We start from the raw sequence: 26,127 nt of genomic DNA on the forward strand, positions 1-26,127 counted from the left end.
GTTATGGCGAAACGGGCCGCTACCGTTCCGAAATCGTGCCTCGACTCTATTACCTGAATGTGCCCTATCGAGATCAGACGAACATCCCCTTGTTCGACACCGGCTTGACCAACTTGAGTTACAGCCAGCTGTTCACTGCCAATCGTTTCAGTGGCGGCGACCGCATCAGTGATGCCAATGCCCTCACTTACGGCGTCAGTTGGTCGCTTATCGATACAGTGCAAGGCACCGAGCCCCTGAGTCTGCGAATTGCACAGCGATACAACTTCAGAGAAAGTCGAGTCATCCCGACCATCAACAAAGGCGGCTCCACCGTGGTGGCCGAGGCGTACTCCGATCTCAATAGAAACTGGAATGGCTCCTTTACGGCTGAATATGATAGCGATAGCGGCCACATCGGACGCACGCAAACCCGCCTGGGTTATCGTGCCGACCAGGGCAGCGTGGCCAACGTCAGTTACTTCACAAAGCCGCAGGACACCACGCAGGCCTACCGACAGGGCGATGTTTCGTTTGCCTGGCAAGCCAGCCTACACTGGCAGATTCTTGGACGACTGGGTTACGATTTCAACCAGAACAAGGTGGTACAATCGCTGCTCGGCGTGGGTTACGATTCCTGCTGCTGGGCCGCACGGGTCGCTTTGAAACGTTATGTTGTCAATCCGGATACCTTTGGCACCACGGCTACACCAAAATATTCCAATGCGATCTTGTTTGAGGTCGAACTCAAAGGGCTCGGCAGTTTTGGTCAGAAGAACCGGTTCCAGCAGGAAATTCTCGGTTATGATCAATAAACTTACAAAAGCCAAGCATCATTACTGCTTCCCGATTACCGGCCTTGCCGCCGCATTGCAGGCCGACCATTGATCATCAACACACCATTCTAGATTCAGGAACACCGGAATTTTTATGACCACATCGCCACGTTCGTCTTTTCTGCTCCCTATTTTTGCCCGTCTGACACCCGCCTGGCTGGCACTGGCCGCCGGGCTCTCTTTTGGCGTCGTGTTCAGCACACCCACGATTGCAGCAGACCTCGCGCCTGCCGCCGGTGAACAGATGTTCGATCGAATCGTGGCTGTGGTGAACCAAAGCGTCATCACGCAACGGCAGTTGAATGAACGCCTCCAGCAGGTTTCCAGCCAGATCAATATTCAGGCTCTGAGCCCCTCCGACTTCAAACAACTCGAAGAGCGCGTTCTTGATCGGATGATCACCGAAGAAGTCGAACTGCAACGGGCCAAACAAATCGGCATCACAGTGGACGACCAGCGACTGAACAGCGCACTCAATGGCATTGCACAGCGCAACGGCATGAGCCTCGATCAGCTACAACAGGCGGTCACTCGTCAAGGCGAAGACTGGAACGCATACCGCGATAACATTCGCAAACAGATCATTATCGACGAACTCAAACGGCGCGAAGTCTATGAACGCGTGGACATTACCGACCGGGATATCGACGAGTACCTCAAGCAGTACATGGGCGCTAATTCCGACACAACGGAATACCATCTTGCCCAGATTCTGATCAGCGTGCCTGAAAATGCCACGCCATCACAGGTGGAAAATGCCAAGAAACGAGCGGATGATGTTTTGGCTGCACTCAAGGCAGGTCAGGATTTCGCCAAGGTCTCGGCTGAACGTTCCGACGCCCCCGATGCGACCAAAGGCGGCGACCTTGGCTGGCGTGATATGTCGCGGATTCCCGGCTTGTTTACGGATACGGTCAAAAGTCTTAAGCCAGGTGAAATCAGTGGACTGATTCGCAGCCCCAATGGCTTCCATATTCTCAAGCTGTTGGGCGAACGCAAGCGCACGGCTGGAAACACCCAACTGACGGAATATGAAGCCGAACATGTCCTGATTCAGGTCAATGGCAAGCGTGACCCTGTAGCAGCCAAGGCCGAAGCGGAAAAGCTCCGTCAGGAAATTATCAGTGGCAAAGCGACATTCGCCGAAATTGCCAGCAAATACTCCGACGATAAAGGTTCAGCGCAGCAAGGCGGCATGTTGGGCTGGGTCAATCCTTCCGATATGGTTCCCGAATTTGCCACCATGCTTGAACAGACGCCTGTCGGCAAAATCAGCCCGGTATTCCAGACGCAGTTCGGTTTTCATTTCCTTGAGGTATTGAAAACACGCGAGGTACAGGTGCCCACAGATAAACTCAGAGCACAGGCCCGCCAGGCAATCGGACAGCGTCGTGCTGATGAAGATCTGGTCAATTACATCCGCCGTCTGCGTGCCGAGGCCTACATCGATAATCGTCTTACCGGCACCATCAACGACTCAGCCACGGAATGATACCTAGGTCGATGACCGCTGGGGTTCCTGTGCCGCGTCTGGCAATCACCAGTGGTGAACCGGCAGGCATCGGCCCCGATCTGCTGTTAGCGCTGGGTGCCCGGCAATCCGATGCGGCCGATTTTCTCGCCAAGCTCCCTGCCGAGCTGGTTATCCTGGGTGATCGGGGTGTGTTCGACGAACGAGCCAGATTGCTCGGACTGACCTACGACTGGCCGGACTACGATCCCGAAGTCCCTGCCGGTGCGGGCACCATTCGCTTTGTGAATCTGCCAACCCATCAACCGGTGCATGCCGGGCGTCTTAATCCCAGCAATGCGACCCATGTACTGGCATTGCTTGATCGGGCTGCGGATGGCTGCACTGCCGGCGAGTTCATCGGCATGGTGACCGCTCCGGTGCACAAGGGCGTCATCAACGATGCGGGGATTGCCTTCTCCGGTCATACCGAATACCTCGCTGATCGCGTGGGCGGTCATCCGGTGATGATGCTGACCGCGCTCAACGACACCGCACATCCGCTTCGGGTCGCGCTGGCAACAACGCATCTTCCACTTCTGGACGTACCCGGCGCGATCAACCAACAGCTCATCACCCAGGTACTCGATATTCTTAACCGTGATCTGTGCGCATGGCTGGGCAAACCGAGGCCTCGCATCCTCGTTTGCGGTCTTAACCCCCACGCGGGCGAATCCGGTCATCTTGGGCGTGAGGAGATCGACATCATCGGCCCCGCGCTCGAACAGGCGCGCGCATCCGGCATCAACGCCATCGGGCCACTTCCGGCCGACACCCTGTTTACCCCCCAACACCTCGACCACGCCGATGCCGTTCTTGCCATGTATCACGATCAAGGCCTACCCGTGCTGAAATATGCCGGATTTGGCGAGGCGGTGAACATCACCTTGGGCTTGCCGATCATCCGCACATCGGTTGATCATGGCACGGCGCTCGATATCGCAGGCACCGGCAAGGCCCATGGCGGCTCGCTGCGTGCCGCGATCCTTTGTGCCTTGTCGCGGGCAGGATTATCGGCCTGATGAACGATACCTCCGGCATTTTGGATGGACACCGCGCCCGCAAGCGCTTCGGCCAGAACTTTCTGACCGATGAAGCCGTGATTGCACGCATCGTTTCTGCCATTGCGCCCAAGGCCGAAGATCGCCTGATCGAAATCGGACCGGGGCTCGGTGCCCTGACCTGTCAGTTGATCCAGCCACTGACGCACCTTACCGTGATCGAGCTCGATCGGGACATCATCCCGAAACTTTTGGCCCGCTGTAGCAAGCAGAAAACCGCCCATGATCAAGCATCACAGAGCAAGCTCACCGTTCTGGAACAAGATGCGCTTACCCTCGATCTTGCACCACTGGCTGGCGAAGGCCCGCTGCGGATTGCGGGCAACCTGCCGTACAACATTGCCACGCCATTGATTTTTCATCTGCTTGAACAGTCGAAACACATAGTCGACATGACCTTCATGCTGCAAAAGGAAGTGGTCGATCGCCTTGCCGCCCACCCCGGCAACCGGGACTATGGTCGCCTTTCGCTCATGGTGCAGGCGGTGGCCGAAGTCGAATCCCTTTTCGTCGTCCCGCCCACGGCGTTCAATCCGCCGCCAAAGGTTGACTCCGCGATTGTCCGCCTTGTGCCAAGAGCACATCCCCTCGTTCCGGATGATCTCAAGCCATTGTTCGGGGAATTGGTCAGCCTCGCCTTCGCCCATCGGCGAAAAACGCTGCAAAATAACTTGAAACATCGTCTGCCCACGTCAACAATCGTTGGTGCAGGGATCGATCCCGGCACCCGGGCGGAACAGGTCAGTCTGGATGAGTTCATCTCACTGGCCCGTCTCGTAAAGGAACTGGCAACGGACTCAGCCGCACCGGGAAAACACACCGATCACTTTTAGGCCCTATGCACGGACTGAACTCAAAACCTGGTGGTGCACCGTGAACAACGCCCTAATCATTCCCAGCGTATCGCCAACCATCGACGAACTGGTTGCACAGTGCGGGCACTATGTTCAGCAAAAGCTCAACCTTGCCATCGCGCAACGGGGTATTGCACGCATGGCCCTGGCCGGCGGCAATACACCGAAGGCTCTGTATGCATGGCTCGCAAGTCCGGCGCAAGCGTCACGGGTGAATTGGTCTTCTGTGCAATTTTACTTTGGCGATGAGCGCTCAGTACCCCGGTCTCATCCCGACAGCAATTACGGCATGGCCAAAACCTATCTGTTCGATCCGCTGGGAATCAATCAAGATCAAGTCTTCCCGATGATCAGTGAGCCGATGCTCGATATTGTCGAAGAGGCGGCGCGGTACGAAAAAATTCTTGATAGCTGGCGTGATCAATCAGCCGGTAGAACACCGCCTGTGTTCGACCTCGCGCTCAATGGGATGGGCGCGGATGGTCACTTTGCTTCACTTTTTCCGGACACGCCCGCGTTATTGGAAAACGAACACTGGGTCGTTGCCAATCCGGTAGAGAAACTTGCGACACAACGGATCACCCTCACCTATCCTGTGTTTGAACAGGCACGAGCCGTGTGTTTTCTGGTTGCCGGTGCAGATAAACGGGATGCTTTTTTTGCAGTCCAACAACCGGACTCCGGGCTACCCGTCGCCCGACTGATTCGTAAACGACAGACAGACTGGTTTGTTGACCAAGCCTGTATTGAAGGCAATTGAATGATATTCATGGAGCAATTCTCAGATCATCCGCTGGATAACGATGCCAAAGATGCATCCATCGAAATTCATGTAAAAACGGCATTCGTACCGGAGCATTCCGACCCCAAGTTGAATCGTTTTGCCTTCGGTTATGAAATTCACATCACGAACCGGGGATTGCATACCGTCCAGCTCATGGATCGGCACTGGCAGATCGACATGGGCAATGGCTGTATCCAGGAAGTACGGGGCGAAGGCGTCGTCGGCGAGCAGCCGGTTCTGGCGCCGGGCGAATCATATCAGTATCAATCCGGGGCAATCATCGAGACACCCGCCGGGCGCATGTGGGGCGATTACGGCTTTGTAACCGAAGACGGCGAAAAATTCCGGGCACCGATCCCCTTGTTCCATCTCTTGGCCCCCGGTCAATTCCGCCCGATCCATTAAATTTCATGGGTACCTCGAAAAACCGTCACGAGCATGTTCGAGTGCAAGGAGCCGCGGGCTTGCGCCAGCGGGGCGTCCAGTGAGCAACGAGACATATCAAGAAGATAGGCGAGGCGCGAACGAGCACGCAACGCCGCAATCGGACAGCGCAGTAGGTTTTTCGAGGTGCCCTTTGTGAGCCTGCGCCAAACCTATCGCCTATGGGCTCCAATCTACGATTTGATGCTCAAACAAGCCACCCGTGCCGCGCGGGCGCGCAACCTTGAAGCGCTGGGGGCTATGGAAGGTAAATCACTCGCCATTATCGGCATTGGCAGTGGTCTTGACCTTGACTTATTCAATGAACGAACCCAACCCGAATACTGCGTGGGGCTGGATATCACCCGTGCGATGCTCAAACGGGCACAAGCCCGCGGTGCCGCTTGTTCATTTCCAGTGCAGCTCATCGAAGCCGATGCCATGTACACACCGCTCAAGCCACAACAGTTCGACGTTGTGTTGCTGCACCTGATTCTGGCTGTCGTCCCAAGACCGGAACGGGCGTTGGCTGAAGCCAGTCGGATACTCAAACCCGGCGGACGCATCGTTATTTTCGATAAATTCCTGCATCATTATCAAAAAGCACCACTCCGGCGGCTGATCAGCCCACTGCTTGGTATGCTGGCCACCCGAACGGATGTCGAACTCGAACCCTTGCTGGCCGCTCATCCTGAACTGACACTCACTCGCAACGAACCACTGCTGGCCCGCGGATGGTTTCGAGGCATCACACTCATCAAAAACGATCCGAATTGAAGGAACTGTAATGGCCACCTACGCAATTGGCGACCTCCAAGGTTGCCTCGACCCACTCAAATCCCTGTTGGAAAAAATTGCCTTCGATCCGGCGGCAGACACACTCTGGTTTGTAGGTGATCTGGTCAATCGAGGCCCGCAATCACTCGAAGCACTCCGCTTTGTTCGGGACCTGGGCGATACGGCCATTACGGTACTCGGCAACCACGATCTGTTTCTGCTCGCCTGTGCCTTTACCGACCGATCACCCAAACCGGGCGATACGCTGGACGCCATCCTCAATGCACCGGATCGGGATGAACTCATCGACTGGTTGCGCAACCGTCCACTGATTCATCACGACAGCCAACTTGGCTGGACACTCGTTCATGCAGGCATTCCACCCGATTGGGATCTGGATACGGCCCTGGCGCAGGCCAAAATGGCGCAGAAGGCCTTGAGGCAATCGGATCCCCTGCCCTTTTTTACGGCCATGTTCGGCGAAAACCCAGCGTTCTGGCATGAAAAGTTAAGTAAAACGCTTAAAATTCGTTATACGATCAACGCACTAACCCGGATGCGTTATGTGACTCAGGACGGTCAGCTCGATCTCAAGGAAAAGCGCCCGGTCGAGGAAGTGGGCGACAAGATGCTGCCCTGGTTCGACTACCCACGTCGCGCCAGTCGCAATGAGCGAATCGTATTCGGCCACTGGTCGGCACTGGGTGCCGCACGCGACCGGAAGAAAACCTGGTGCATCGACCAGGGTTGTCTCTGGGGACGGGCGTTGACCGCACTCCATCTTGATACCCGTCCCGCTACCGTCATTCAGGTTTCCTGCCCCTGTTACCGGCAACTGAACGTCAAACCGCCGTCGAAACAGTCATCGACTTGAGTTGTTCGTACCACTTTGCAAAGGCTGGATTGGATGCCTTGGCCAATGAAACCGCTGCCAGACCATCTGTAGAACGGAAAACTCCGAACACGCTGAGATCAGCCAGATCCGGGATTTCACCACCGTGAAATGTCCGCCCCGCCAAACCGTTATTGACCCAATGCGCCACCGCTTCGGTCAAACCCGCGGGCGCGTCTGTAATACCGCGTTCACGCGCCTTTTTCTGCGATGATTTGGACATCGCCAATGAACCGGCGAACCGGATCATCGTGCGTTTCAGCACGCCGAAACCGGATGGTTTCAACACCTGACCGAAGGTTTGCCACGCTGTGCCAAAGTCCTTGTAGATGATGGGCGGAATAAAATGTACCAGGGTGTTGTCCACCCATTCGCGCCATTCGGGCACGGTGTCGTCGTTCGATAAATGCGTGAAATGATCATTGACGTAATCCATGATGACGGACGACTCGGTCACAACCTGATCACCATCGACCAGTACCGGCACCTTCTTCAAACCCAGTGGCTCAAGCTCTTTCGAGTTCATGGGATTGACCTCAACCGTTTTGTACGGAATTTTGGCAAAGTGCAGTAACGATTTGACTTTCCAGCAGAAAGGGCAGGATTCGAATTGATACAACGTAAGCATGAAAAAACTCCGATAAATAATCAGGTGGAATAGTCACAGGGTGGGAGTCTTACGATGGTAAAAAAATCCCTAGCAGACATCGCCGCCAGATTTCCCTCCGTTGCCCCCCTGCTCTGTTGTAAACTGTGTGGCAAAATTTCTATTTGTTAAAGCGCCATCATGACGACCAATAGCCCAACAGACGATCATACCCCACTCACCTACCGCGATGCGGGCGTCGACATCGATGCCGGCGAAGCGCTGGTCGAACAAATCAAACCTGCCGTGAAACGGACCACCCGCCCCGAGGTAATCGGTGGTCTGGGCGGGTTCGGCGGCCTGTTTGCCTTGGGGAATAAATACAAAGACCCTGTTCTGGTTTCCGGCACCGATGGCGTGGGTACCAAACTTCGACTGGCGATTGATCTTGATCGCCACGATCACATCGGCATCGATCTCGTGGCCATGTGCGTGAACGATATTGTCGTCACGGGCGCAGAACCGCTGTTCTTTCTCGATTACTACGCTACCAGCAAACTGGACGTACCGATTGCCACACGCGTCGTCAACGGGATTGCGGCGGGTTGCGAACTATCCGGCTGTGCGCTGATCGGCGGTGAAACGGCCGAAATGCCAAGCATGTATCACACCGGCGATTATGATCTGGCGGGGTTTGCCGTCGGCGTGGTCGAACGGAGCGAGATGATCGACGGCAGCAAGGTCAAAGCGGGAGACATATTGATCGGTCTGGCTTCGTCCGGCCCGCATTCAAATGGCTACTCGCTGATTCGGAAAATTATCGAACGCGCCAAACCGGATTTGCATGCCGCAATGGCTGACGGACGGCCACTGGTGGAGCATCTGCTCGCCCCCACACGCATTTACACCAAGAGCGTCCTCGCCCTCCGTCAAGCGGTACAAATTCATGCGCTGAGCCACATCACCGGGGGCGGTCTCACGGACAACCTGCCGCGTGTGTACGGTGAAGATCTCACAGCCGCCATCGAACTTAACAGCTACAAACGCCCTGAAATTTTCGACTGGCTGGCAGAACACGGTCGGGTCGAACCCGCTGAAATGCGCCGAACATTCAACAACGGTGTCGGCATGGTCGTCGTTGTTGCAGCCGAAGACGTCGAAAAAGCACTGAGCGCCTTGAAGGCCCAAGGTGAAACCCCCTGGATTCTGGGAGAAATGTTGACGCGGGGCAATCAAGCCTCCGTCATCTATCGCTGAGCCCCCGGAGCATGACCGATCACGTTCAGCAAAAAGCACGCCTGTGCGTGTTGATTTCGGGCAGTGGCTCTAATTTACAGGCCATTATGGATGCCTGCCACGGTCACATGCTCCATGCAGAAGTGGTTCAAGTCATCAGCAACCGCGCCGATGCGTATGGCTTGATTCGAGCTCAGCAAGCACAGATTCCAACCGAAGTGCTGAATCACAATACTTTTGCCGACCGTCCCGGCTTCGATGCCGCACTGGCCGATCTTATTGACCGATGCCAGCCAGATTTCATCGTTCTGGCCGGGTTTATGCGCATCCTCACCCCGGGTTTTGTTGCACGTTTTCTGGGTAAGTTGGTCAATATTCACCCTTCCCTGCTGCCCAAATACCCCGGCCTCGATACCCATGCGCGCGCACTGTTGGCAGGTGACCGCGAACATGGCGCAACGGTGCATTTCGTCACCCCCACGGTCGATGCAGGGCCGCCCATCGTTCAGGGTATTCTGAATGTTCTGCCGGATGACTCGGTGGACAGCTTGAAAGCACGAATTCATCAACTGGAACATGTGATTTATCCCTATGCGCTTGATCGGCTGATCAAAGGCAACGTCTGCTACCGCCAGCAACAGGCGCATTGGACTGACGGACGAGCGGGCAACACGCCCGATATTATCTGGCTTTGACCGGGCCGCGCTTTTTCAACCGGCCGGGAAAACCCCTGTGGAAAGATAGCGATCACCTCGGTCGCAGATAATGGAAACGATGACCGCGTTTTCCTGTTCCGTGGCCACCTGCAGGGCCGCAGCCATCGCGCCGCCCGATGATATGCCAGCCAGAATGCCTTCTTCTCGTGCCAGTCGTCGGGTTGTTTCCTCTGCCGTGCCCTGATCAATGTCAATGACACGATCAACCAAACTCGGGTCGAAAATTTTCGGCAAATAAGCCGCAGGCCAGCGACGTATGCCGGGAATCTGGGCACCATCTGCGGGCTGCACACCCACAATCTGAATGGCCGGGTTTTGTTGTTTCAGATAACGCGCCGTGCCCATGATCGTTCCGGTCGTGCCCATTGCGGAAACGAAATGGGTAATCTTTCCTGCCGTATCCCGCCAGATTTCAGGGCCGGTCGTGGCAAAGTGGGCGGCTGGATTATCCGCATTACTGAACTGATCCAGAACAATCCCTTCTCCGCTTGCGGCCATTTCCTGGGCCAGATCACGCGCGCGTTCCATGCCTTGGGCCTTCGGTACCAGAATCAATTCGGCGCCGAAGGCGGCCATGGATTGTCGCCGCTCCAGAGACATATTGTCCGGCATGATCAACGTCATTTTCAGGCCCATCGCCGCCGCAACCATTGCCAGCGCAATACCGGTATTACCTGATGTAGCCTCGATCAGGCGATCACCCGTTTTGAGTTCGCCACGCGCCATTGCCTGCTTCACCATCCAAAAGGCAGGGCGGTCCTTTACGGAACCCCCGGGATTGTTGCCCTCAAGCTTGCCCAGCAATCTGTTTCCACGGGAAGCGAGTTGCATAGATAAACGCTCTATGCGCACCAATGGCGTGTTACCGATCAATTCTTCGAGGTTATACGTTTTCATCTGTTCAATTCTTCATCAAAATAGGCACGAACAAACCGCCGCCGCTCGACGGATTGTCGCATACTCGATAGATCATTAACGCATGGGAAAAAAATGAAGCAGAGCCCAACGCCCCAGCCACAGCGGAACTTCAGCCCCTTTTCGCGCATTTGGCCCCTATTGCTGGGATTGCTGCTCACCCCCTGGCTGCTCTACCTTCCTGTAGAGTCTACGGATACTCATTTAAAGTCTCTGACCGTTCTCGGCATGATCGGCCTCGGCCTGGGTTGGACCGGGCTATGGCTCGGTATAACCATTCTGGTTCAATTATTCTCCAAAAACCGGATCTTCTTGAGCCGGGATCATGCCGCTACAAATGCAGACCGGCCGGAAATTTCCGTGCAGCAAATCGCTCAGATCAACCAGCATTGGGTTACCCCACTCGGGCACATTCGGGCCGCAACGGACACCTTGGCTGAAACCAATGAAAACCCACAAATCAACGAACGACTCACCCCGGAATTGGCTGTCATCCGCGCCGCCAATGCCGAACTGCGTCTGGCAATCGAAAATGTTCTGGATTATTACGAAGCAGCAACCAATCGTCTGAAGGCGACACCGCGTAAAACGGATATTCGTCTGCAGATCGAGGATGCGGTCGCCGAGTGGGAAATTTTTGCCCAACAGCGCGTTGGCTTGATCCAATACATTTGTTTTCAGGATATACCCGGACTGGTCGCGATCGATATCCGTTTGTTGCGCCGACTGATCGACAATTTACTCGTTATCCTGATTCAGCAACTCGACATAAATGATTGCAGCGTCACTTTGCTTGAAGCTGATGCGGCTGAAGAACTCGAACTGGAAACAAACCATTCAAACGGGGCAGAAAGTGAGACAAACTGCACATTCAATCTGGTCATTGATGGCAAATCATCGGGGCCACTGGATCACTATGCCGAGGCACTAAGCCAACCGCACATGCTCAACATACGCAAGGACACAGATCCGTTATTCATGGGCACGGAGCTATCCGTGTGGCTCATCGGCCAATTCTGCAAGCAACTGGATGCGACCCTGAGTGTTGAAGAAACAAGGGAAGGGCGTCAGGGTTTCCGGTTAAAGTTTTCCGCACCTGTTCTTGGAGCACATCAACCATGGCAACCCTGGTTACGCAGCAAATGCTGCGCGGTGATCACGCAGTCAGCGACCCATGCACAGGCTTGGCGCGGGCATCTTTCAGCCTTCGGAGCCGACATCGTCCTCGATCCCGACCACGGGGAAATTGATTGCCTTTTTATTGACAATGAAAACTGGCAGAGACTGGGCGCAGACCCGCCACTTTGGTTCCAGCATGTGAGTAGACACGGTCGGATCATCGCCCTGTGCACGCAATTATCCCTGCGTGGGCGACCGGTCGGCCAATTCGATTGGGCACAAATCAGCCTACCCATGTTTATACGGCAACGCGTGCTGCAAACCCTGCTTCCAAGAATTTTGCAGAATGACAAGATCACTTCTGCGCTGCAGAAAAAACAGCCGATAACGATCCGCACCCCGCAAAATCAGACCGAGCAAAGCCTACCCTCATTTACCGGCAGAACAGCGCTGGTCATTGATGATGACCGGATTTATCAAAGTCATCTGGTCAATCTGCTGCAACAGATCGGTGTCACGACGCTATCCGCTCAAGATGGCAAAAGCGGCCTGTATCAAGCCGAGCACGCCGACCTCGATCTGGTACTGACCGACATGCACCTCCCCGACATCCTGGGCACGGGCATCGTACGCATGCTGCGAAAGCAGGATCGACACAAACACACACCCGTCATAGCCATTACCGCGAATATCCAAACCGAGGTGCACCAGTCTTTACTCCACGCCGGAGCCGATATCGTCCTGACCAAACCGGTGTCTCTGGGTGAACTGATCAACGCGATCAGCCAATTCCTGCAACCGATCAACCCGGCCCCTCCACCGTCTTGCACCGTTCATCCACGTGACCAGGTACTCGATACACTCCTTTGTGATGAACTGCCGATTTATCGTCAAAACCTGATGCAAAGTGGTCACAATCTGGCAAAGCTTCGGCATTTAGCACACAAACTCCGAGGTGCTGCCGCCTGCTGTCAGGCCAAGTCACTCCAAACCCATGCGGGGATACTCGAAGACCACTTGCTGAGCGATCCTGCGAATAATGAGCGCATCGCTTTGCTGACCAAGATTTTGATCAATGCCATCGATGAAACCATCACCGAACGTGGTTGCGTCACCACCCATTAATATAAAAAACCCATTAATAAAAAATATGGTCGGCTGGATGTAGGCTTTGTCGGTATCCTTTGGTACACATCAGACCAAACTGCCGTCAGGAAATTGAAGCAAATGGATTCAGCCGAAATATTAGCTTCGCTGCAACATCCGGTTTTTGTAACCGACGCGAGTAAATCGCTGAGCTATATCAACGAATGCGCGAGGCACACACTCTGCCTCCCCTCATCCGGGCACCTAACGCTCGAAGATGTCCTGCAGAAACTTATGACCAAAGAAGGCGCGCCGCTCACCCGCGAAGCGCTTGGTGGCATTGTCCCCCTCCGTGTCAGCCTGTCATCCGACGATTTCCTCCGTGTTGACGCTGTACTGAATGCCCACACACTGAGTGATCACTCAACCTGTTACGAACTCAATCTGTTCCAAAACGGCACATCCACGGCTATCGACCCACTGACCGGGCTGATGGACCGGGGACATATGCTCAAACTGATCGGCACGAAGCGTCGTGAAGGCAAGGGCGCGCTCATTCTGATCAATATCGATCGGCTCAAAATCATCAATGATTTCCTGGGTTACGATGTAGGTGACCATGTCATTCACGCTCTGGGGCATGCATTCAGGCAACAGACGCATGCGTCTGTCAGCCTCGCGCGCTGGAGTGGACATGAATTCATGGCTCTGGTGCCGGAAAATCTAATTCAAAAAACCGCTCAATTTGCTGAGTTGTTCAATACTATTGCTCGCGAACTGCCACTGGCCAAAGCGATCAACTTACCCGGACGTAAACTGAGCGTAAGTATCGGTTATACGAGGTTTGGCTCCTCAAATGTCAACAATCAGGATCCTCTGACCGAAGTCAATGCTGCCGTTTACGAAGCTAAACGCGCCGGGCGGAATCGAGCCATAGATGCCCGACAGCTGAACAGGCCATCGATTTACATTACCGGTGGCGCCTTGGAAACAGCATTGCTCGAAGAGCGAATTGTTGCTGCGGTTCAACCCATATTCGACCTGAAAACAGGCCAGATCGTTGCGGACGAATCCCTTGCCAGGATGATCACGCAAGGAGGCGATGTGATTGCGGCAGGAGAGTTCATAGCAGCCGCAGCCTCGCTGCAACTGGCACATAGAATCGATCAAAGCATCATCAAACAAACGATCAACTATTGCGTCACCAGCCACTTCAGCGCACCGCGTGCCCATTTCGTCAACATTTCCGGCGATTTTCTTCACCACCCGGAGCTGATCGAAGAAACCATCGTTTCGGCGATGAACGCCTGTGCCTGTACCCATCCGGATCAGGCAAGCGCTCGCCAGTCCAAACCACTGGTGATTGAAATCACGGAACGCGAATTAGTTGATGACACGCAGGAAGCCCTGCGCGCCCTGCAACCGTTGCTTGATTTTGGCCTGCGTCTGGCTTTGGATGATTTTGGTAGTGGTTACTCTTCCTACCGGTATCTGCTTGATCTGCCATTCAGCTTCCTGAAGGTTGAAGGGGAGTTGATTCGGCACATCACCACCAATGACAAGGCACGACGCATCGTCCAGCATATCCAGCACATGGCTCAGGATCTGGGCTTAATTACCGTGGCAGAGTTCATTACCGATCAGGCCACAGCGGATATGCTGGCACAAATGGGCGTTGACTGGGGACAGGGTTTCCACCTGGGCAAACCCGAACTGATACAGAGAAGGGTACCTCGAAAAGCCGTCGCGGGCTGACGCCTGCTCCGCGTTAGTGGCCCGAGTGCAAGGCGGACTGAGCGCAGCGACCGCGACATATCAAATAGATAGGCGGGCTTGCGCCAGCGTTGCGTTAACACCAACCAATGCAGCAATCGGGTCGCGTAGTAGGTTTTCTAGGTACCCTTTATTCTACGAACGTGCACTTAAACGAGATGCCAGTCTGAACAAAGACATAGGCGACGCCATAAACAGCGATAAGGGGCTTACTGTTGGTATCGCTCAGGAAATTATCGATACCCATGTTTTGAACGGTGCCATCAAGGAGATGAGTAAAGCGCAATGCGCACTGCTTCGTGTCATTCGAAACGTCATGGTGCAAATGCTCAACACAGGCAACGAGTTTTCGAACTACGCGTCATCCCTCGGGGATTTTGTTCGTAAAATCGATCGTGGCGACTCAGTACAGGACATTCGCATGCTCACTGCCGAAGTGATTGAAGACTCACGCCAACTTGAGCGGACTTCCAAAGAAACATCGTCACAATTGAACGATGCTGGAGAGCAAATCACCCGCCTGAAAGAAGAACTTGAAGCAGCCAGAAGGGATGCGCGCACCGACCCGCTGACCGGTCTGGCCAATCGCCGAGGTCTCAACGAACTGCTACTGCAACGCATCAATCTGTTTTTGCAGGAAAAGACTCCGTTTTGCGTCATTCTCGCGGACATCGACCATTTCAAACGCATCAATGACGCTTACGGTCACCTCGTTGGCGACAAGATATTGCGTTTCGTGGCGCGCACCCTGATGGCCAACATCAAGGGCCAGGACAGCGTCATCCGATTCGGTGGGGAGGAATTTGCGATTATTCTGCCCTACACACAATTTGAAGGCGGCATTGTTGTCGCCCAGCATCCCAAACAGAAAATAGCCTCGTCGCGACTGCGGCTGGCAGAGAGTGGGCGCGACCTTGGTGGACTGACCGTTTCCCTCGGTGTGACCGCCGTGTACACCGATGACACCCCCGATACTCTCTTGCGCCGAGCGGATGATGCCTTACTCAAAGCCAAGGCAGAGGGCCGTGACCGCGTGGTGGGCTTGCCACCGGGGAAACCCAACGGCGACGTACCTGAAATGCTTTGATGCTTAGGTACGGCTCACATCAAGCTGAATCCTGACCATGCTACTTGGTTGAATGAATTCTATTTAAGGGCATCATTTCCTTTTCCGCTACGAATATCAGTATCGGTATGGAATACCTTTCAAGGCTGAATTGCTTCATCAACAGGTACGCAACACATGTTATCCATGGGATTCAATCCGTCCATCGACGTCAGACAAGTCACCAATAAGGCGATTGAACTTGGTTCACATCGTGCACTGCAATCAAAAACCGACCTTCGGGGCATCATCACGCACGCAAGTCGCTCTCTGGCAGACATTTCCGGTTTTACCGTGGATGAACTGATCGGCCAACCCCATAATATCCTGCGCCACCCGGACATGCCCGACGCTGTTTACTATTTGATGTGGCAAACAATCCAGAAGGGTGAGGAGTTTTTCGGTATCGTGAAAAACCGCTGCAAGAATGGTGACCATTACTGGGTGATGACCCGTGTGGCGCCTGTCATCGAGAATGGTGTTCCCGTGGGCTACACGTCAGCTCGATTCACGCCACGTACTGAACTCATCCCCATGTGGGAAGAATTATTTGCGAAGATGCGTGAAGCCGAAAACGGTAGCGGCTTCAATGACGAACGCCGATTCAAGCCCGCACACGATGTCTTATGCAAACTGGTTCAACGAAAAGGCTATAAAGATCTGAGCCAGCTTGTGTTATCGCAACGCGTGTAATCACTCCGAACACAACATCTTCAAGAAGGCAGTGGCTGGAATCGTCCGGCATCCAGAGTCCGCCCTCGAACCACAACTGTGTTGCACTTTAAAAATCACCGAACAGCTTCAGGCACGGACCAATGAGCCTATAATCCACAGAGCGCAGCTACGCGGTTGCGCCAAACACATTCGCGCCCGACTAAATCACTCCAAGCCTCGGAAATCATCAAACCCATGGCCAATCCTGCTGCGATGCAAGACAAGGAACAGACCCGCCAGTTGGATCGATGGCTGAGAAGTCAGGCAAAAACGGTAAAACGCCCCCTGAATACAGCCGTCATGCTCGGCAGCGTGAATGGTTTTTTACTGATTGCCCAATGCTGGATGCTGGCTCAGGTGCTGAATGCAACAGCGATCGGTCACCAACCGATTACTACCGTCTGGGGTTATCTGGCGGGCATGATCGGGCTTTTCCTGCTGCGCGCCGGCGTAAATTACGGTAGCCAGCGGTTCACCTTCGAAGCCGGAGCCCGCCTTCGCACCGAACTCAGAGCCCGTCTCTTCGATCACATCCATACGCTCGGTCCGGCATGGAGTAGAAACCAGCGTTCTGGCGCACGCGCAACCGAGGTGGTGGACGGCGTCGAAGCACTGGATAAGTATTTCAGTCTCTATCTGCCACAGATGCAGCTCGCCATTATCATCCCCGCCGCCATCCTGATTTTCGTTTTTCCGTTCGATTGGATATCCGGTCTGGTTCTCGCCATCACGGCGCCATTGCTTCCCGTATTCATGATCATCATCGGCAACCAGACGGAGAAACTGAACCGTGCACAGTGGCGTAGCCTGTCCAGAATGGGCGCGCATTTTTTCGATATGATCGAGGGACTGACGACACTCAAGCTATTCAATGCAGCCCAACGAGAAGCCCGCTTCATCGGTCAGATCGCAGAAGACTACCGCCTGCAAACCATGAAGGTGTTGCGGGTAGCCTTTCTCTCTTCGATGGTGCTTGAGTTTCTGGCTGCCATCAGCATCGCCATGGTGGCTGTTTATGTCGGCTTTCGATTGATGTATGGCGACATACATTATCTCAACGGCATTTTTGTACTCTTGCTTGCGCCGGAGTTCTATCTCCCCTTGCGCAGCATGGGGACGCAATTTCACGCACGAATGGATGCACTGGGCGCCGTGGAACCGATCATTGAACTCTTGAATACGGAACCATCCACCCAGCCGACTGGTGCAATTGAACTGCAACTGGAACATGCGCCGCAGATTACCTTTTCCCACCTTGACTTTGCCTACCCGAACCGGGACGCAGTCATACGCGGTCTCAACCTCGATTTGCCAGCGGGCACGCACACGGCTCTGATCGGTGCCAGCGGGGCGGGAAAATCGACCGTGGGTCAATTACTGCTTGGGTTTTTAACACCTACCGATGGCGAAATCCTGATCAATGACACGCCACTCTCTAAGATTTCGCCACACAGCTGGCACAAACGGGTGGCCTGGTTACCGCAGAATCCAACGCTGTTTCACGGCACCATCGAAGACAACATTGCGCTGAATCGTCGTTCGAACGGTCACGCTGATGCGTTGCACCAGGCAGCACAGAATGCACATGCACTCGACTTCATCAACCGCCTGCCAAACGGTTTCCAGACGATTGTCGGAGACCGGGGCCAGGGGCTTTCGGGCGGTGAAATACAGCGCATCGCCTTGGCACGCGCATTTTATAAGGATGCACCCGTTGTGCTGCTGGACGAACCGTCCGCCAGCCTTGACCCGGAAAGTGAGCGCCTGATCACGGACGCCATCGCCAGACTTTCCTCAGGTAGAACCATGCTGACCATCGCGCACCGCTTGACCACGATCGAGCGAAGCGATCAGATCGTGGTACTCGACGGCGGGAAAATCATCGAGCAAGGCACCCACGAGGCATTGCTCCACGCAAATGGTGCCTATGCCGAACGCTACCGGCAATATCGGAGCGCCGGGCTATGAGTCGCAAACAAAATCATTCGCCAAAGCAGAACGAATTGCGCTGGCTTTATGAAATCAGCCGCCCCTACCTCGGCTGGATGCTTGCGGGTGTCTTGCTCGCCTCCACGGTCATTCTCGCCAATGTGGCGTTACTTTCCGTATCCGGCTGGTTCATTACCGCCATGGCCATCAGCGGGCTGACGGGAGCCGTCATCAACTACTTCACGCCGGCCGCGGCCATCCGCGGTTTGGCGATTCTGCGTACCGTAGGCAGATATCTCGAACGATTGATCACCCACGAGGCCACATTCAGGCTCCTCGCCGGATTGCGTCAATGGTTCTTCGAACGTCTGGAACCGTTGGCACCGGCTCGCCTTCAGTATTACCAAGGCGGAGATTTGCTGAGCCGGATTCGTGCCGACATCGATAGTCTCGAAAATGCGTATTTACGCATCGTGACACCAACACTTGCCGCCCTGCTCTCCACCGTGCTGATGATTCTGTTCCTGTTGTGGTGGAGCCCTGCCATTGCACTGACGAACCTTATTGGCCTGATGATCGTCGGCCTGATTCTGCCTTGGCTGGCGCTGCACCTGGGTATGAACAGTGGCAAACAGATTGTCGAGGCCCGTGCGGCCTTGCGCCAACGAACCAGCGAAACCGTGCGCGGCCTGGCCGAAATCACGCTCTACGGCGATCCGCAACAACGCATGGACACCATACACGAGGAGAACAGCGCTCTGATCTTACCCCAGAGACAGCAAAACCGCATCGATGCTGGCAGCACGGCCCTTACAGGTCTGTTCAGCCAACTCACCTGGCTTAGCATGATCGTCATTGCCATTGGTCTGGTTCAAAGCGGGATGCTCAATGGGCCGGAGCTCGTGATGCTGGCGTTTTTCGGCATGGCCAGTTTTGAGGCAGTCGCCGCCTTGCCCATTGCCTTTCGCGCCCTCGGGGAAACACGCAGCGCCGCCCGCCGGATTCTGGATCTGGTCGATGCTGAACCTGCGGTGATCGAACCGATCAACCCTGCTGCCGCGCCACAGCATTTCGACATACGATTCGACGGGGTGTGCCTCACCTATCCAGGAAACAAGCAACCGGCACTGAGCGATGTTACCTTCCACCTGAAACAGGGACAGAAACTCGCCATCCGGGGTGCCAGTGGCTCGGGCAAATCCAGTTTGACCCAACTGCTGCTCAAGTTCTGGGCGCCCGACTCCGGCCAGATCACCATTGGCGACACTAATCTGAATGATTTAAGCGGCGACACCGTTCGCGCGCTTTGCGCCGTTGTTAGCCAGCAAGTCCATCTGTTCAACACGACGCTGGCCGCCAATTTATACCTCGCCAAACCCGATGCCACAGAGGAAGAACTTCTGAATGCCTGCCGGGCGGCCGCTATTCTCGACGATATACTCGCCCTGCCCGATGGCTTTGAAACGGAGGTTGGCGAAGCCGCAGCCCGGCTGTCAGGTGGACAGATTCGGCGCATCGGCATTGCCCGCGCTTTATTGAAGGATGCCCCCATCGTTATTCTTGACGAACCCACAGAAGGGCTGGATGCAGCCACCGAACGAGAAGTCACCCATGCACTTGAGCGACTGTTGTCGGGGCGCACGGCTCTGATCATCACTCATCGCCCTCATCTACTCACCCTGGCCGATCAGATCATTTTGATGGATGCCGGACGTGTCAGCGATACTCGGCGGAACACGGATGTAATAAACATCTGATTTGCAAAATATAACTCATTATCCAATTAAAATCATTTGGTTATATTTTTAGTTTATTTTGCTAATAAATTTTAAAAATAGTGGAAAAGTAATCTACTATTAACTCTACAAATACCGATCTCCTCACCATTTTCAATGCCAGGATCGGATTGATACTCGCTGAGGTCGGCCAACCGCAATTCAGCACACAGATCACCCTATATGGTGCCCACCGCGCCATCTATCATCGGGAGAAAAAAATGACAGATCCGACGCTAATGATCGATCTTGCAAGACTTGATTTTGCGTGGATAACCACCATGCACATTCTCTACCCACCGCTCACCATCGGTCTGGCCTCGTTTTTGTTGTACAGCGAATGGCGCTGGCTTAAAACCGACAACGACGAGTGGTATCGCCTGACACGTTTTTTCGAAAAGCTATTCATCATCAACTTTGGCGCTGGAGTAGCCACCGGCGTCACCATGGAAATGTCGTTTGGCATATTATTCGGCCCCTTCTCACAAGCGGCCGGGCCATTTTTCGGCAACATCCTGGGATATGAAACCATCACGGCCTTCATGTATGAAGCCGGCTTCATTGGTTTGATGATTTTCGGCTGGGGTAAAATCAGCAAGAAGATGCATATCTTCGCCACGTTTAACGTTGCGTTTTCATCCATGCTGTCGGCCATGTGGATTTTGGTGGCTAATTCCTGGATGCAATCGCCTACCGGCGTTCATCTGGAGAAAGGTTTGTTTTTGGTGGACGATTGGACCGCCGCGATTTTCAATCCGAATTTCCTGACCGCCTTCCCTCATATGGCCATTGCCTCAATTGAGATTGGTCTGTTTTTCGTGGCGGGTATTTCGGCCTGGATGATTTACAAAAACCGCCATGCGCAGATGTTTATGCGCACCTTGACCGCTTCTTTAATGGCTTTGGTGATTGTTGCGCCTCTACAGGTTTATATAGGTGACGAATTGGGTCGCACTGTTGCCGAACATGATCCTGCCGCACTCGCCGCCATGGAAGGTCACTGGCATACCTACAATGCCGATGGCACGCCCAATACGAGCTGGAATTTGATTGCATGGCCCGATGAAGAAAAAGGCACCAATACGTTCCAGATTGGCATCCCCCACGTACTGAGCCTGCTGGAAGACCACAAATGGGTCAGCACGGTGAAAGGCCTTGATCAGTTCAAACCCGAAGATCGCCCGCCTGTGCTCGCCCCGTTTTATGCCTTCCGCATTATGGTGGCTGCCGGTGGTATTCTCATGCTGGTTGCATTCTGGGCACTGTATCTTCGCTACAAGGGAAAATTTAGCGCAGAGGAACTCCAACGCCGTCCGTGGTTTTTACGGGCCATCATCTTCAGCGCCATTCTGCCCTATATCGCCATCTGGACAGGTTGGTGGACGCGTGAAATTGCCCGCCAACCCTGGCTTGTCCACGGTTTAATGCGCACCTCGGAAGGCGTAAGCCAAATGAGCATTGCCGCAGAAATCATATGGTTTATCGGCTTTGTGTTCTTTGATCTGGTGGTTTGGATCGGAGCCTGGTATTTCTTCTCAAAAGTAGTTCGCACAGGTCCGGACATGGATGAAGAAATCATGTATGGCGTGCAAGATGATGGTTTCGGTTTGGTGCAAATACCCAGAAAAGATCCACCAGAAGGGAAACCATTGATTGAACGCCCTACCGTTTGAACCCATACGAAGAGAAGAACTATGCAGCATATTATGGACATCACCCACGGCTACCAATGGCTCACCGTTATCTGGTGGCTGATGATCGGCTTATTCGTGGTTTTATACATCATTCTGGATGGCGCGGATCTGGGTTCCGGGATTTACTCACTATTTAATTCAGATAGTGAAGAACGTGGTGCGATCATGGCCTCGATGGCGGGAACCTGGGATGCCAATGAAACGTGGCTGGTGGTGGCCGGTGGCGCTATTTTCGGCACCTTTCCTCTGGCTTATGGCTCCTTGTTTCATTACCTGATGATTCCACTGATGGTTGTGCTCTGGGGCATTATTGTCCGGGCCGTTTCCCTCGAGTTTCACCATTATTCCAAGCGAAGCCGCAAAGTTTGGGATTGGGGCTTTGGGATCGGCAGCCTGGCAACCACTTTCGCTGCCGGTGTTTCCCTGGGGGCGTTCTTGCAGGGCTTTAGTATGTCAACCGGTCAAGTACCCACCTTCAATGGTGGCGCCATGGACTTTCTGACTCCCTTTAGCCTGCTGACCGGTGTGACCGCGGTCATAGCTGCCTCGCTAGCCGGTGGCACCTACTTGCGCGCCCGCTTCAACCGCGATACGGAAATCTACGCCAAGGCCTTAAAATGGACTGACCTCATGTTCTACCTTGCACTGGTCGCTATTTTAGTCACAGTTGCCTGGACCTTTATCCAATTCCCATGGGCAAGGGATAAATGGATTGGTCCTTATTGGTGGGCATACGTCACTGCCGGTGCCATTGTTCTTTATGCAACCTGGTCTATGCGCAAAGCGTCTCGTGAGCAGCGCGACATAACTGCCATGCTCTGGCTTGCCTGTATCGTGTTCATTAATTTTGCCACCATGATGGCTACGCTCTACCCTTGGTTTGTTCCGGGCACAATGACGATTTTCGATGCGGCCAACCCGTCCAACTCCTTGGCTGCATTCAGTTACGCCATGCTCGGTTTTGTGCCTGTCATGTTGTCCTACAATTTTTATCAAGCATGGGTTTTTCGTGCCCGTTTGCACAAACTGGTAGGCTACGCGCACTAATCGTATCAGCGTTTTCGATAACACCATGTTCCAATGGTGGAAAAGACAACCCACCTTGGTCGCCTTATGGCGATTAAGGGCGTTGTCATTATTTATGCTGGGACCTGCTGCCGGTATTGTTCTGGTTGACCTGATTTTTGGCTTACCCACTGTGCTATGGTGGTCTGCAGGCACAATGAGTTTACTGATGCTTGCCTTATTTTTGATTCTGGTGCTCAAAGAGCGGGCGCAAATCGTAGCCGAAGCGATTAAACAGCATAAGGACTGATATGCTTGGCACAAGAGCACCTCGAAAAATTCCACGGAATGGGTTTTTCGAGGTTCCCTATTTTGATCCTTTTCAAATCTGAGATGCTCTTATGCCCAGACTCCAAGCGATGACACGTGTAAAAAATGCCATTCCTGTTGGCCTTCATCTGATCTTGCTTTGGCCTGCGGTACTATGGCTCGCCTGGATGGCGTTGTTCCAGATTAACTTTTTGTATCCGCTGGATTATCGGCTGTTGAACATTCCGGCAACAATCGAAACCTACGCACCGCAAAATCGTCACGGCAAACAAAACTTTATCGAAACCAATGCCAATGAACACGCGCGCTTGTTTTCAGCGATAACAAAAGCCATTAACAACGAAGGAAGCGGTTTAAGCGAGCTGCATTACTTTTCACCCGACGGTCGCGACCTGGGCGTATTTTTAACGGTAGACGAGGTCACTCATTTAACCGATGTTTCCCGCGTAGTCGATATTGGCAAAGATATTGGTGTTTTGGCGCTTTTGGCGTGGTTAATCCTGCTCGGTTTCACACTCTGGCGAAAAAAACCGCTGCCCAGCCTGCGTTCATTTGCAACCGGCACGGCGCTAAGCCTGCTTATCGCGGGGATTAGTGTCTTTGCTATTGGGCCTATGCGTGTGTTCAACAGCTTTCACCGCAGCGTGTTTCCAGCCAATCATCCGTGGTTTTTTTACTACCAGGACTCGCTGATGACCACATTCATGCAGGCGCCAAACTTATTCGGGCTGATTGTCATCTGGTGGCTTATTACCGCTTGCGCTTTTTTACTCATACTCTGGGGTACGGCAAAAGCGCTGACAACGATTCGAGCCGCACAACAACGATAGAGCACAACAAAATTCAAAGAAAAGCCGCTTTCGTTCCTGACTCGACCATGCCAGTCTGACCGTTTAGCCGGACAACACCTCGGAAACCAAAGTCTTCGCTTCTTCCAGAATAAGGGCAAGATGCTCACTTGAGATAAAACTCTCAGCATAAATCTTGTAAATATCTTCCGTACCGGATGGACGCGCGGCAAACCAACCATTCGCAGTTTCAACTTTCAGTCCACCCAATGGAGCCTGGTTGCCGGGCGCATGGGTCAAGACTCGAGCAATTTGCTCTCCTGCAAGGACGGTCGCACGCACGGCGTCAGCAGTCAGCCCTTTGAACCGGGCTTTCTCTTCAGCACTGATCGGCGCATCCACTCGGGTATAAAATGGCTGGCCATATCGATCAACCAGATCGTTGTAGTATTCCCAGGGATCTTTACCCGTCACCGCCAAGATTTCAGCAGCAAGCAGCCCCAGGATCAGTCCATCCTTATCTGTCGTCCATACCTGCCCATCACGACAAAGGAACGTAGCACCTGCGGACTCTTCTCCACCAAAGCCCAACTCGCCCGCAGTCAACCCAGGCTGGAACCACTTGATGCCTACGGGTGTTTCAAAAACGGTACGACCCAGACCCGCCGCCACGCGATCGATCATCGAGCTGGAAACGACCGTTTTGCCAATGGCCAGATGCTCGGCCCATTCTGGCCGATGACGGAACAGATAATCGATTGCCACCGCGAGGTAGTGATTGGGATTGAGCAGACCGCCGTCCGGGGTCACAATCCCGTGACGATCGGCATCGGTATCGTTTCCGAACGCAATATCGAAACGATCCTTGATGGCCAACAATCCGGACATGGCGTAGGCCGAGGAGCAATCCATGCGGATCTTGCCGTCATGATCGAGCGGCATGAACCGAAAATCGGGCTCGATTCGGTCATTCACCACGGTCAGATCAAGCTGGTAACGCTCGGCAATCGGTTTCCAGTACGGCAATCCGGCTCCCCCCATCGGATCAACGCCGATGGAAATGCCCGCCTTGCGAATTGCTTCGAAATCGATCACCTGCTCCAGTTCCGCCACATAAGGCGTGACGAAGTCATCAGCAATCACAAAAGACTGTTTCAGGGCTTCTGCGAAGTCCATCCGAGGGATGTTCTCCCATTGATCAAGCAGCTCATTCGCTCGTTTCTGAATCCAGCCCGTGGCATCTGTATCGGCCGGGCCACCGTGTGTGGGGTTGTACTTGAAACCACCATCAGTCGGCGGATTGTGTGATGGTGTGATCACGATCCCATCGCACAAGGCGCCCGAGGACGTCGCATTATTGACGATGATCAACCGGGAAATAACCGGCGTGGGTGTCGGTTTGAAGCCGGCTTGATAATGCAAAGGAACACTAGCGGCCGCAAGCACCTCAATCGTAGTCACAAATGCCGGCCAGGAAAGCGCGTGCGTATCCGCACCGATCAGAACAGCGCCAGTTATGCCCTGTTCTCGACGATATTCAATCAAAGCCGCTGTAATGGCCGCGATATGCGCTTCATTGAAGCTCGTGTTCATACTCGTGCCCCGATGGCCGGAAGTGCCGAAACTCACCTGCTGACGCACCTGCCCGGCATCAGGCTGCTGTGTGTAGTAGGCACTAATCAGTTCGGGGATATGAACCCACATATCCGGGGTGGGCAACTTACCTGCCAGGGCCAATCGAGACATAAGCGCATCCATCCTGTATTGAAGATATTCGAGCAGAATGCCAAATATCGGCTCAACCTTAAAGGGGGGGTACCTCGAAAAACCTTTCTAGGTGCTCATGTGCCATAAGTATGAAGTACAGCACAATCGCACAAGCGATTGAAATTGCATAAGTTCGTTGTGAGTTTCCCGCAACAGACGTTTTCGAAAAAGCCCAGAGTCAGGGTTTTTCGAGATACCCAAAGATGTCAAGACCCGTCTCATCAACGTCTCGCGAATGATTGACACCCTCCACAAGTCAAAGGGAGGGTGTACAAATAACTGTGTAACTGGTTATCTGCGACTAACGGGGAGGAGGAGAATCAATGACCATTTAAAATGGACCCCTCAGTCAAGACACTAATTCATTGAGTTTAAGAGGGTAGCCTTTGACACGCAGCTGCATGGCGCTGCCCCGGTTTTTGATTCTGTTTTTTCCTGGCGATATTCTTTTCGCGCAGTGAGTTTATCCACAA

At 53.8% G+C, this 26,127-nt stretch carries 23 protein-coding genes; 20 read left to right on the top strand and 3 right to left on the bottom strand.

The window, feature by feature from the left end; translation table 11 throughout:
• The 8 genes from lptD to M7R55_RS11915 form a co-directional block, all read left to right on the top strand.
• On the top strand, window positions 1-794 hold a 794-nt coding region (gene lptD / locus M7R55_RS11880), incomplete at its 5' end, for an LPS assembly protein LptD (protein WP_298220831.1).
• A 115-nt stretch (window positions 795-909) separates the two neighbouring features.
• A complete protein-coding gene (locus M7R55_RS11885) occupies window positions 910-2,307 on the top strand; it encodes a peptidylprolyl isomerase (protein WP_298220833.1) in 1,398 nt (465 codons plus the stop codon).
• Between the two features lie 11 nt (window positions 2,308-2,318).
• Entirely contained in the window at window positions 2,319-3,347 is a 1,029-nt protein-coding gene (gene pdxA, locus M7R55_RS11890) for a 4-hydroxythreonine-4-phosphate dehydrogenase PdxA (RefSeq protein ID WP_298220835.1), read from the top strand.
• Window positions 3,347-4,219 (top strand): 16S rRNA (adenine(1518)-N(6)/adenine(1519)-N(6))-dimethyltransferase RsmA, encoded by an 873-nt coding sequence (gene rsmA, locus M7R55_RS11895; protein WP_298220837.1) that lies wholly within the window; start codon window positions 3,347-3,349, stop codon window positions 4,217-4,219. The genes pdxA and rsmA overlap by 1 nt, the downstream gene beginning before the upstream one ends.
• Window positions 4,220-4,259: 40 nt before the next feature.
• Complete coding sequence (pgl, locus tag M7R55_RS11900) at window positions 4,260-5,000, top strand: 6-phosphogluconolactonase (protein WP_298220839.1); 741 nt, start codon at window positions 4,260-4,262, stop codon at window positions 4,998-5,000.
• Window positions 5,001-5,429: a Co2+/Mg2+ efflux protein ApaG gene (apaG, locus tag M7R55_RS11905; protein ID WP_298220840.1), complete on the top strand. Its 429-nt coding sequence runs from the start codon at window positions 5,001-5,003 to the stop codon at window positions 5,427-5,429.
• 174 nt (window positions 5,430-5,603) lie between these two features.
• Window positions 5,604-6,224, top strand: a complete 621-nt coding sequence (locus M7R55_RS11910; protein WP_298220842.1) for a class I SAM-dependent methyltransferase — start codon at window positions 5,604-5,606, stop codon at window positions 6,222-6,224.
• 10 nt (window positions 6,225-6,234) lie between these two features.
• Window positions 6,235-7,098 carry a symmetrical bis(5'-nucleosyl)-tetraphosphatase gene (locus M7R55_RS11915; protein WP_298220844.1) on the top strand — a complete coding sequence of 288 codons (864 nt, stop codon included), beginning with the start codon at window positions 6,235-6,237 and terminating at the stop codon, window positions 7,096-7,098.
• Here the strand turns inward: M7R55_RS11915 and M7R55_RS11920 are convergent.
• On the bottom strand, window positions 7,067-7,744 hold the full coding sequence (locus M7R55_RS11920) for a glutathione S-transferase N-terminal domain-containing protein (protein ID WP_298220846.1): 678 nt from the start codon (window positions 7,742-7,744) through the stop codon (window positions 7,067-7,069). The two genes, M7R55_RS11915 and M7R55_RS11920, sit on opposite strands and share 32 nt — an antisense overlap.
• Window positions 7,745-7,903: 159 nt before the next feature.
• On the opposite strand from M7R55_RS11920, the gene purM reads away from it, so the two are divergent.
• Window positions 7,904-8,959, top strand: coding sequence for a phosphoribosylformylglycinamidine cyclo-ligase (purM, locus tag M7R55_RS11925; protein ID WP_298220848.1), 1,056 nt, complete (start codon window positions 7,904-7,906; stop codon window positions 8,957-8,959).
• Between the two features lie 11 nt (window positions 8,960-8,970).
• Window positions 8,971-9,633, top strand: a complete 663-nt coding sequence (gene purN / locus M7R55_RS11930) for a phosphoribosylglycinamide formyltransferase (protein WP_298220850.1) — start codon at window positions 8,971-8,973, stop codon at window positions 9,631-9,633.
• A 15-nt stretch (window positions 9,634-9,648) separates the two neighbouring features.
• Here the strand turns inward: purN and cysM are convergent, their stop codons facing one another.
• Window positions 9,649-10,551: a cysteine synthase CysM gene (cysM, locus tag M7R55_RS11935; RefSeq protein WP_298220852.1), complete on the bottom strand. Its 903-nt coding sequence runs from the start codon at window positions 10,549-10,551 to the stop codon at window positions 9,649-9,651.
• 93 nt (window positions 10,552-10,644) lie between these two features.
• Between cysM and M7R55_RS11940 the strand changes: the two genes are divergently transcribed.
• The 10 genes from M7R55_RS11940 to M7R55_RS11985 all read left to right on the top strand — a co-directional run bounded on the left by M7R55_RS11940 (window position 10,645) and on the right by M7R55_RS11985 (window position 23,929).
• Window positions 10,645-12,813 carry a response regulator gene (locus M7R55_RS11940; protein ID WP_298220855.1) on the top strand — a complete coding sequence of 723 codons (2,169 nt, stop codon included), beginning with the start codon at window positions 10,645-10,647 and terminating at the stop codon, window positions 12,811-12,813.
• 102 nt (window positions 12,814-12,915) lie between these two features.
• Window positions 12,916-14,529, top strand: coding sequence for a bifunctional diguanylate cyclase/phosphodiesterase (locus M7R55_RS11945; protein WP_298220857.1), 1,614 nt, complete (start codon window positions 12,916-12,918; stop codon window positions 14,527-14,529).
• 289 nt (window positions 14,530-14,818) lie between these two features.
• Window positions 14,819-15,634, top strand: coding sequence for a GGDEF domain-containing protein (locus M7R55_RS11950; protein ID WP_298220859.1), 816 nt, complete (start codon window positions 14,819-14,821; stop codon window positions 15,632-15,634).
• A gap of 156 nt (window positions 15,635-15,790) precedes the next feature.
• Window positions 15,791-16,345: a PAS domain-containing protein gene (locus tag M7R55_RS11955; protein WP_298220861.1), complete on the top strand. Its 555-nt coding sequence runs from the start codon at window positions 15,791-15,793 to the stop codon at window positions 16,343-16,345.
• Between the two features lie 216 nt (window positions 16,346-16,561).
• Window positions 16,562-18,334, top strand: coding sequence for a thiol reductant ABC exporter subunit CydD (gene cydD / locus M7R55_RS11960; protein WP_298220863.1), 1,773 nt, complete (start codon window positions 16,562-16,564; stop codon window positions 18,332-18,334).
• Window positions 18,331-20,052 carry a thiol reductant ABC exporter subunit CydC gene (cydC, locus tag M7R55_RS11965; protein ID WP_298220865.1) on the top strand — a complete coding sequence of 574 codons (1,722 nt, stop codon included), beginning with the start codon at window positions 18,331-18,333 and terminating at the stop codon, window positions 20,050-20,052. The genes cydD and cydC overlap by 4 nt, the downstream gene beginning before the upstream one ends.
• Before the next feature lie 239 nt (window positions 20,053-20,291).
• Window positions 20,292-21,743, top strand: coding sequence for a cytochrome ubiquinol oxidase subunit I (locus M7R55_RS11970; RefSeq protein ID WP_298220867.1), 1,452 nt, complete (start codon window positions 20,292-20,294; stop codon window positions 21,741-21,743).
• 21 nt (window positions 21,744-21,764) lie between these two features.
• The gene (cydB, locus tag M7R55_RS11975) at window positions 21,765-22,811 is read left to right on the top strand and encodes a cytochrome d ubiquinol oxidase subunit II (protein ID WP_298220869.1); all 1,047 of its coding nucleotides are present in this window, start codon (window positions 21,765-21,767) and stop codon (window positions 22,809-22,811) included.
• A 25-nt stretch (window positions 22,812-22,836) separates the two neighbouring features.
• The gene (locus M7R55_RS11980) at window positions 22,837-23,079 is read left to right on the top strand and encodes a hypothetical protein (RefSeq protein WP_298220872.1); all 243 of its coding nucleotides are present in this window, start codon (window positions 22,837-22,839) and stop codon (window positions 23,077-23,079) included.
• Between the two features lie 109 nt (window positions 23,080-23,188).
• On the top strand, window positions 23,189-23,929 hold the full coding sequence (locus M7R55_RS11985) for a DUF1461 domain-containing protein (protein WP_298220873.1): 741 nt from the start codon (window positions 23,189-23,191) through the stop codon (window positions 23,927-23,929).
• Window positions 23,930-23,992: 63 nt separating this feature from the next.
• On the opposite strand, the gene pgm is transcribed toward M7R55_RS11985, so the two are convergent.
• A complete protein-coding gene (pgm, locus tag M7R55_RS11990) occupies window positions 23,993-25,633 on the bottom strand; it encodes a phosphoglucomutase (alpha-D-glucose-1,6-bisphosphate-dependent) (protein WP_298220875.1) in 1,641 nt (546 codons plus the stop codon).
• Window positions 25,634-26,127: the final 494 nt, after the last annotated feature.

The sequence above is a fragment of the Halothiobacillus sp. genome (genome assembly GCF_027346185.1).
Classification (GTDB): Bacteria; Pseudomonadota; Gammaproteobacteria; order Halothiobacillales; family Halothiobacillaceae; genus Halothiobacillus.

What these genes read in the sequence shown, in the direction of transcription:
- M7R55_RS11885 (WP_298220833.1), top strand. Translation starts at nt 910, where the DNA reads ATGACCACATCGCCACGTTCGTCTTTTCTGCTCCCTATTTTTGCCCGT.
- pdxA (WP_298220835.1), top strand. Translation starts at nt 2,319, where the DNA reads ATGACCGCTGGGGTTCCTGTGCCGCGTCTGGCAATCACCAGTGGTGAA.
- rsmA (WP_298220837.1), top strand. Translation starts at nt 3,347, where the DNA reads ATGAACGATACCTCCGGCATTTTGGATGGACACCGCGCCCGCAAGCGC.
- apaG (WP_298220840.1), top strand. Translation starts at nt 5,001, where the DNA reads ATGATATTCATGGAGCAATTCTCAGATCATCCGCTGGATAACGATGCC.
- M7R55_RS11915 (WP_298220844.1), top strand. Translation starts at nt 6,235, where the DNA reads ATGGCCACCTACGCAATTGGCGACCTCCAAGGTTGCCTCGACCCACTC.
- M7R55_RS11920 (WP_298220846.1), bottom strand. Translation starts at nt 7,744, where the DNA reads ATGCTTACGTTGTATCAATTCGAATCCTGCCCTTTCTGCTGGAAAGTC.
- purM (WP_298220848.1), top strand. Translation starts at nt 7,904, where the DNA reads ATGACGACCAATAGCCCAACAGACGATCATACCCCACTCACCTACCGC.
- purN (WP_298220850.1), top strand. Translation starts at nt 8,971, where the DNA reads ATGACCGATCACGTTCAGCAAAAAGCACGCCTGTGCGTGTTGATTTCG.
- cysM (WP_298220852.1), bottom strand. Translation starts at nt 10,551, where the DNA reads ATGAAAACGTATAACCTCGAAGAATTGATCGGTAACACGCCATTGGTG.
- M7R55_RS11940 (WP_298220855.1), top strand. Translation starts at nt 10,645, where the DNA reads ATGAAGCAGAGCCCAACGCCCCAGCCACAGCGGAACTTCAGCCCCTTT.
- M7R55_RS11945 (WP_298220857.1), top strand. Translation starts at nt 12,916, where the DNA reads ATGGATTCAGCCGAAATATTAGCTTCGCTGCAACATCCGGTTTTTGTA.
- M7R55_RS11950 (WP_298220859.1), top strand. Translation starts at nt 14,819, where the DNA reads ATGAGTAAAGCGCAATGCGCACTGCTTCGTGTCATTCGAAACGTCATG.
- M7R55_RS11955 (WP_298220861.1), top strand. Translation starts at nt 15,791, where the DNA reads ATGTTATCCATGGGATTCAATCCGTCCATCGACGTCAGACAAGTCACC.
- cydD (WP_298220863.1), top strand. Translation starts at nt 16,562, where the DNA reads ATGGCCAATCCTGCTGCGATGCAAGACAAGGAACAGACCCGCCAGTTG.
- cydC (WP_298220865.1), top strand. Translation starts at nt 18,331, where the DNA reads ATGAGTCGCAAACAAAATCATTCGCCAAAGCAGAACGAATTGCGCTGG.
- M7R55_RS11970 (WP_298220867.1), top strand. Translation starts at nt 20,292, where the DNA reads ATGACAGATCCGACGCTAATGATCGATCTTGCAAGACTTGATTTTGCG.
- cydB (WP_298220869.1), top strand. Translation starts at nt 21,765, where the DNA reads ATGCAGCATATTATGGACATCACCCACGGCTACCAATGGCTCACCGTT.
- M7R55_RS11980 (WP_298220872.1), top strand. Translation starts at nt 22,837, where the DNA reads ATGTTCCAATGGTGGAAAAGACAACCCACCTTGGTCGCCTTATGGCGA.
- M7R55_RS11985 (WP_298220873.1), top strand. Translation starts at nt 23,189, where the DNA reads ATGACACGTGTAAAAAATGCCATTCCTGTTGGCCTTCATCTGATCTTG.
- pgm (WP_298220875.1), bottom strand. Translation starts at nt 25,633, where the DNA reads ATGTCTCGATTGGCCCTGGCAGGTAAGTTGCCCACCCCGGATATGTGG.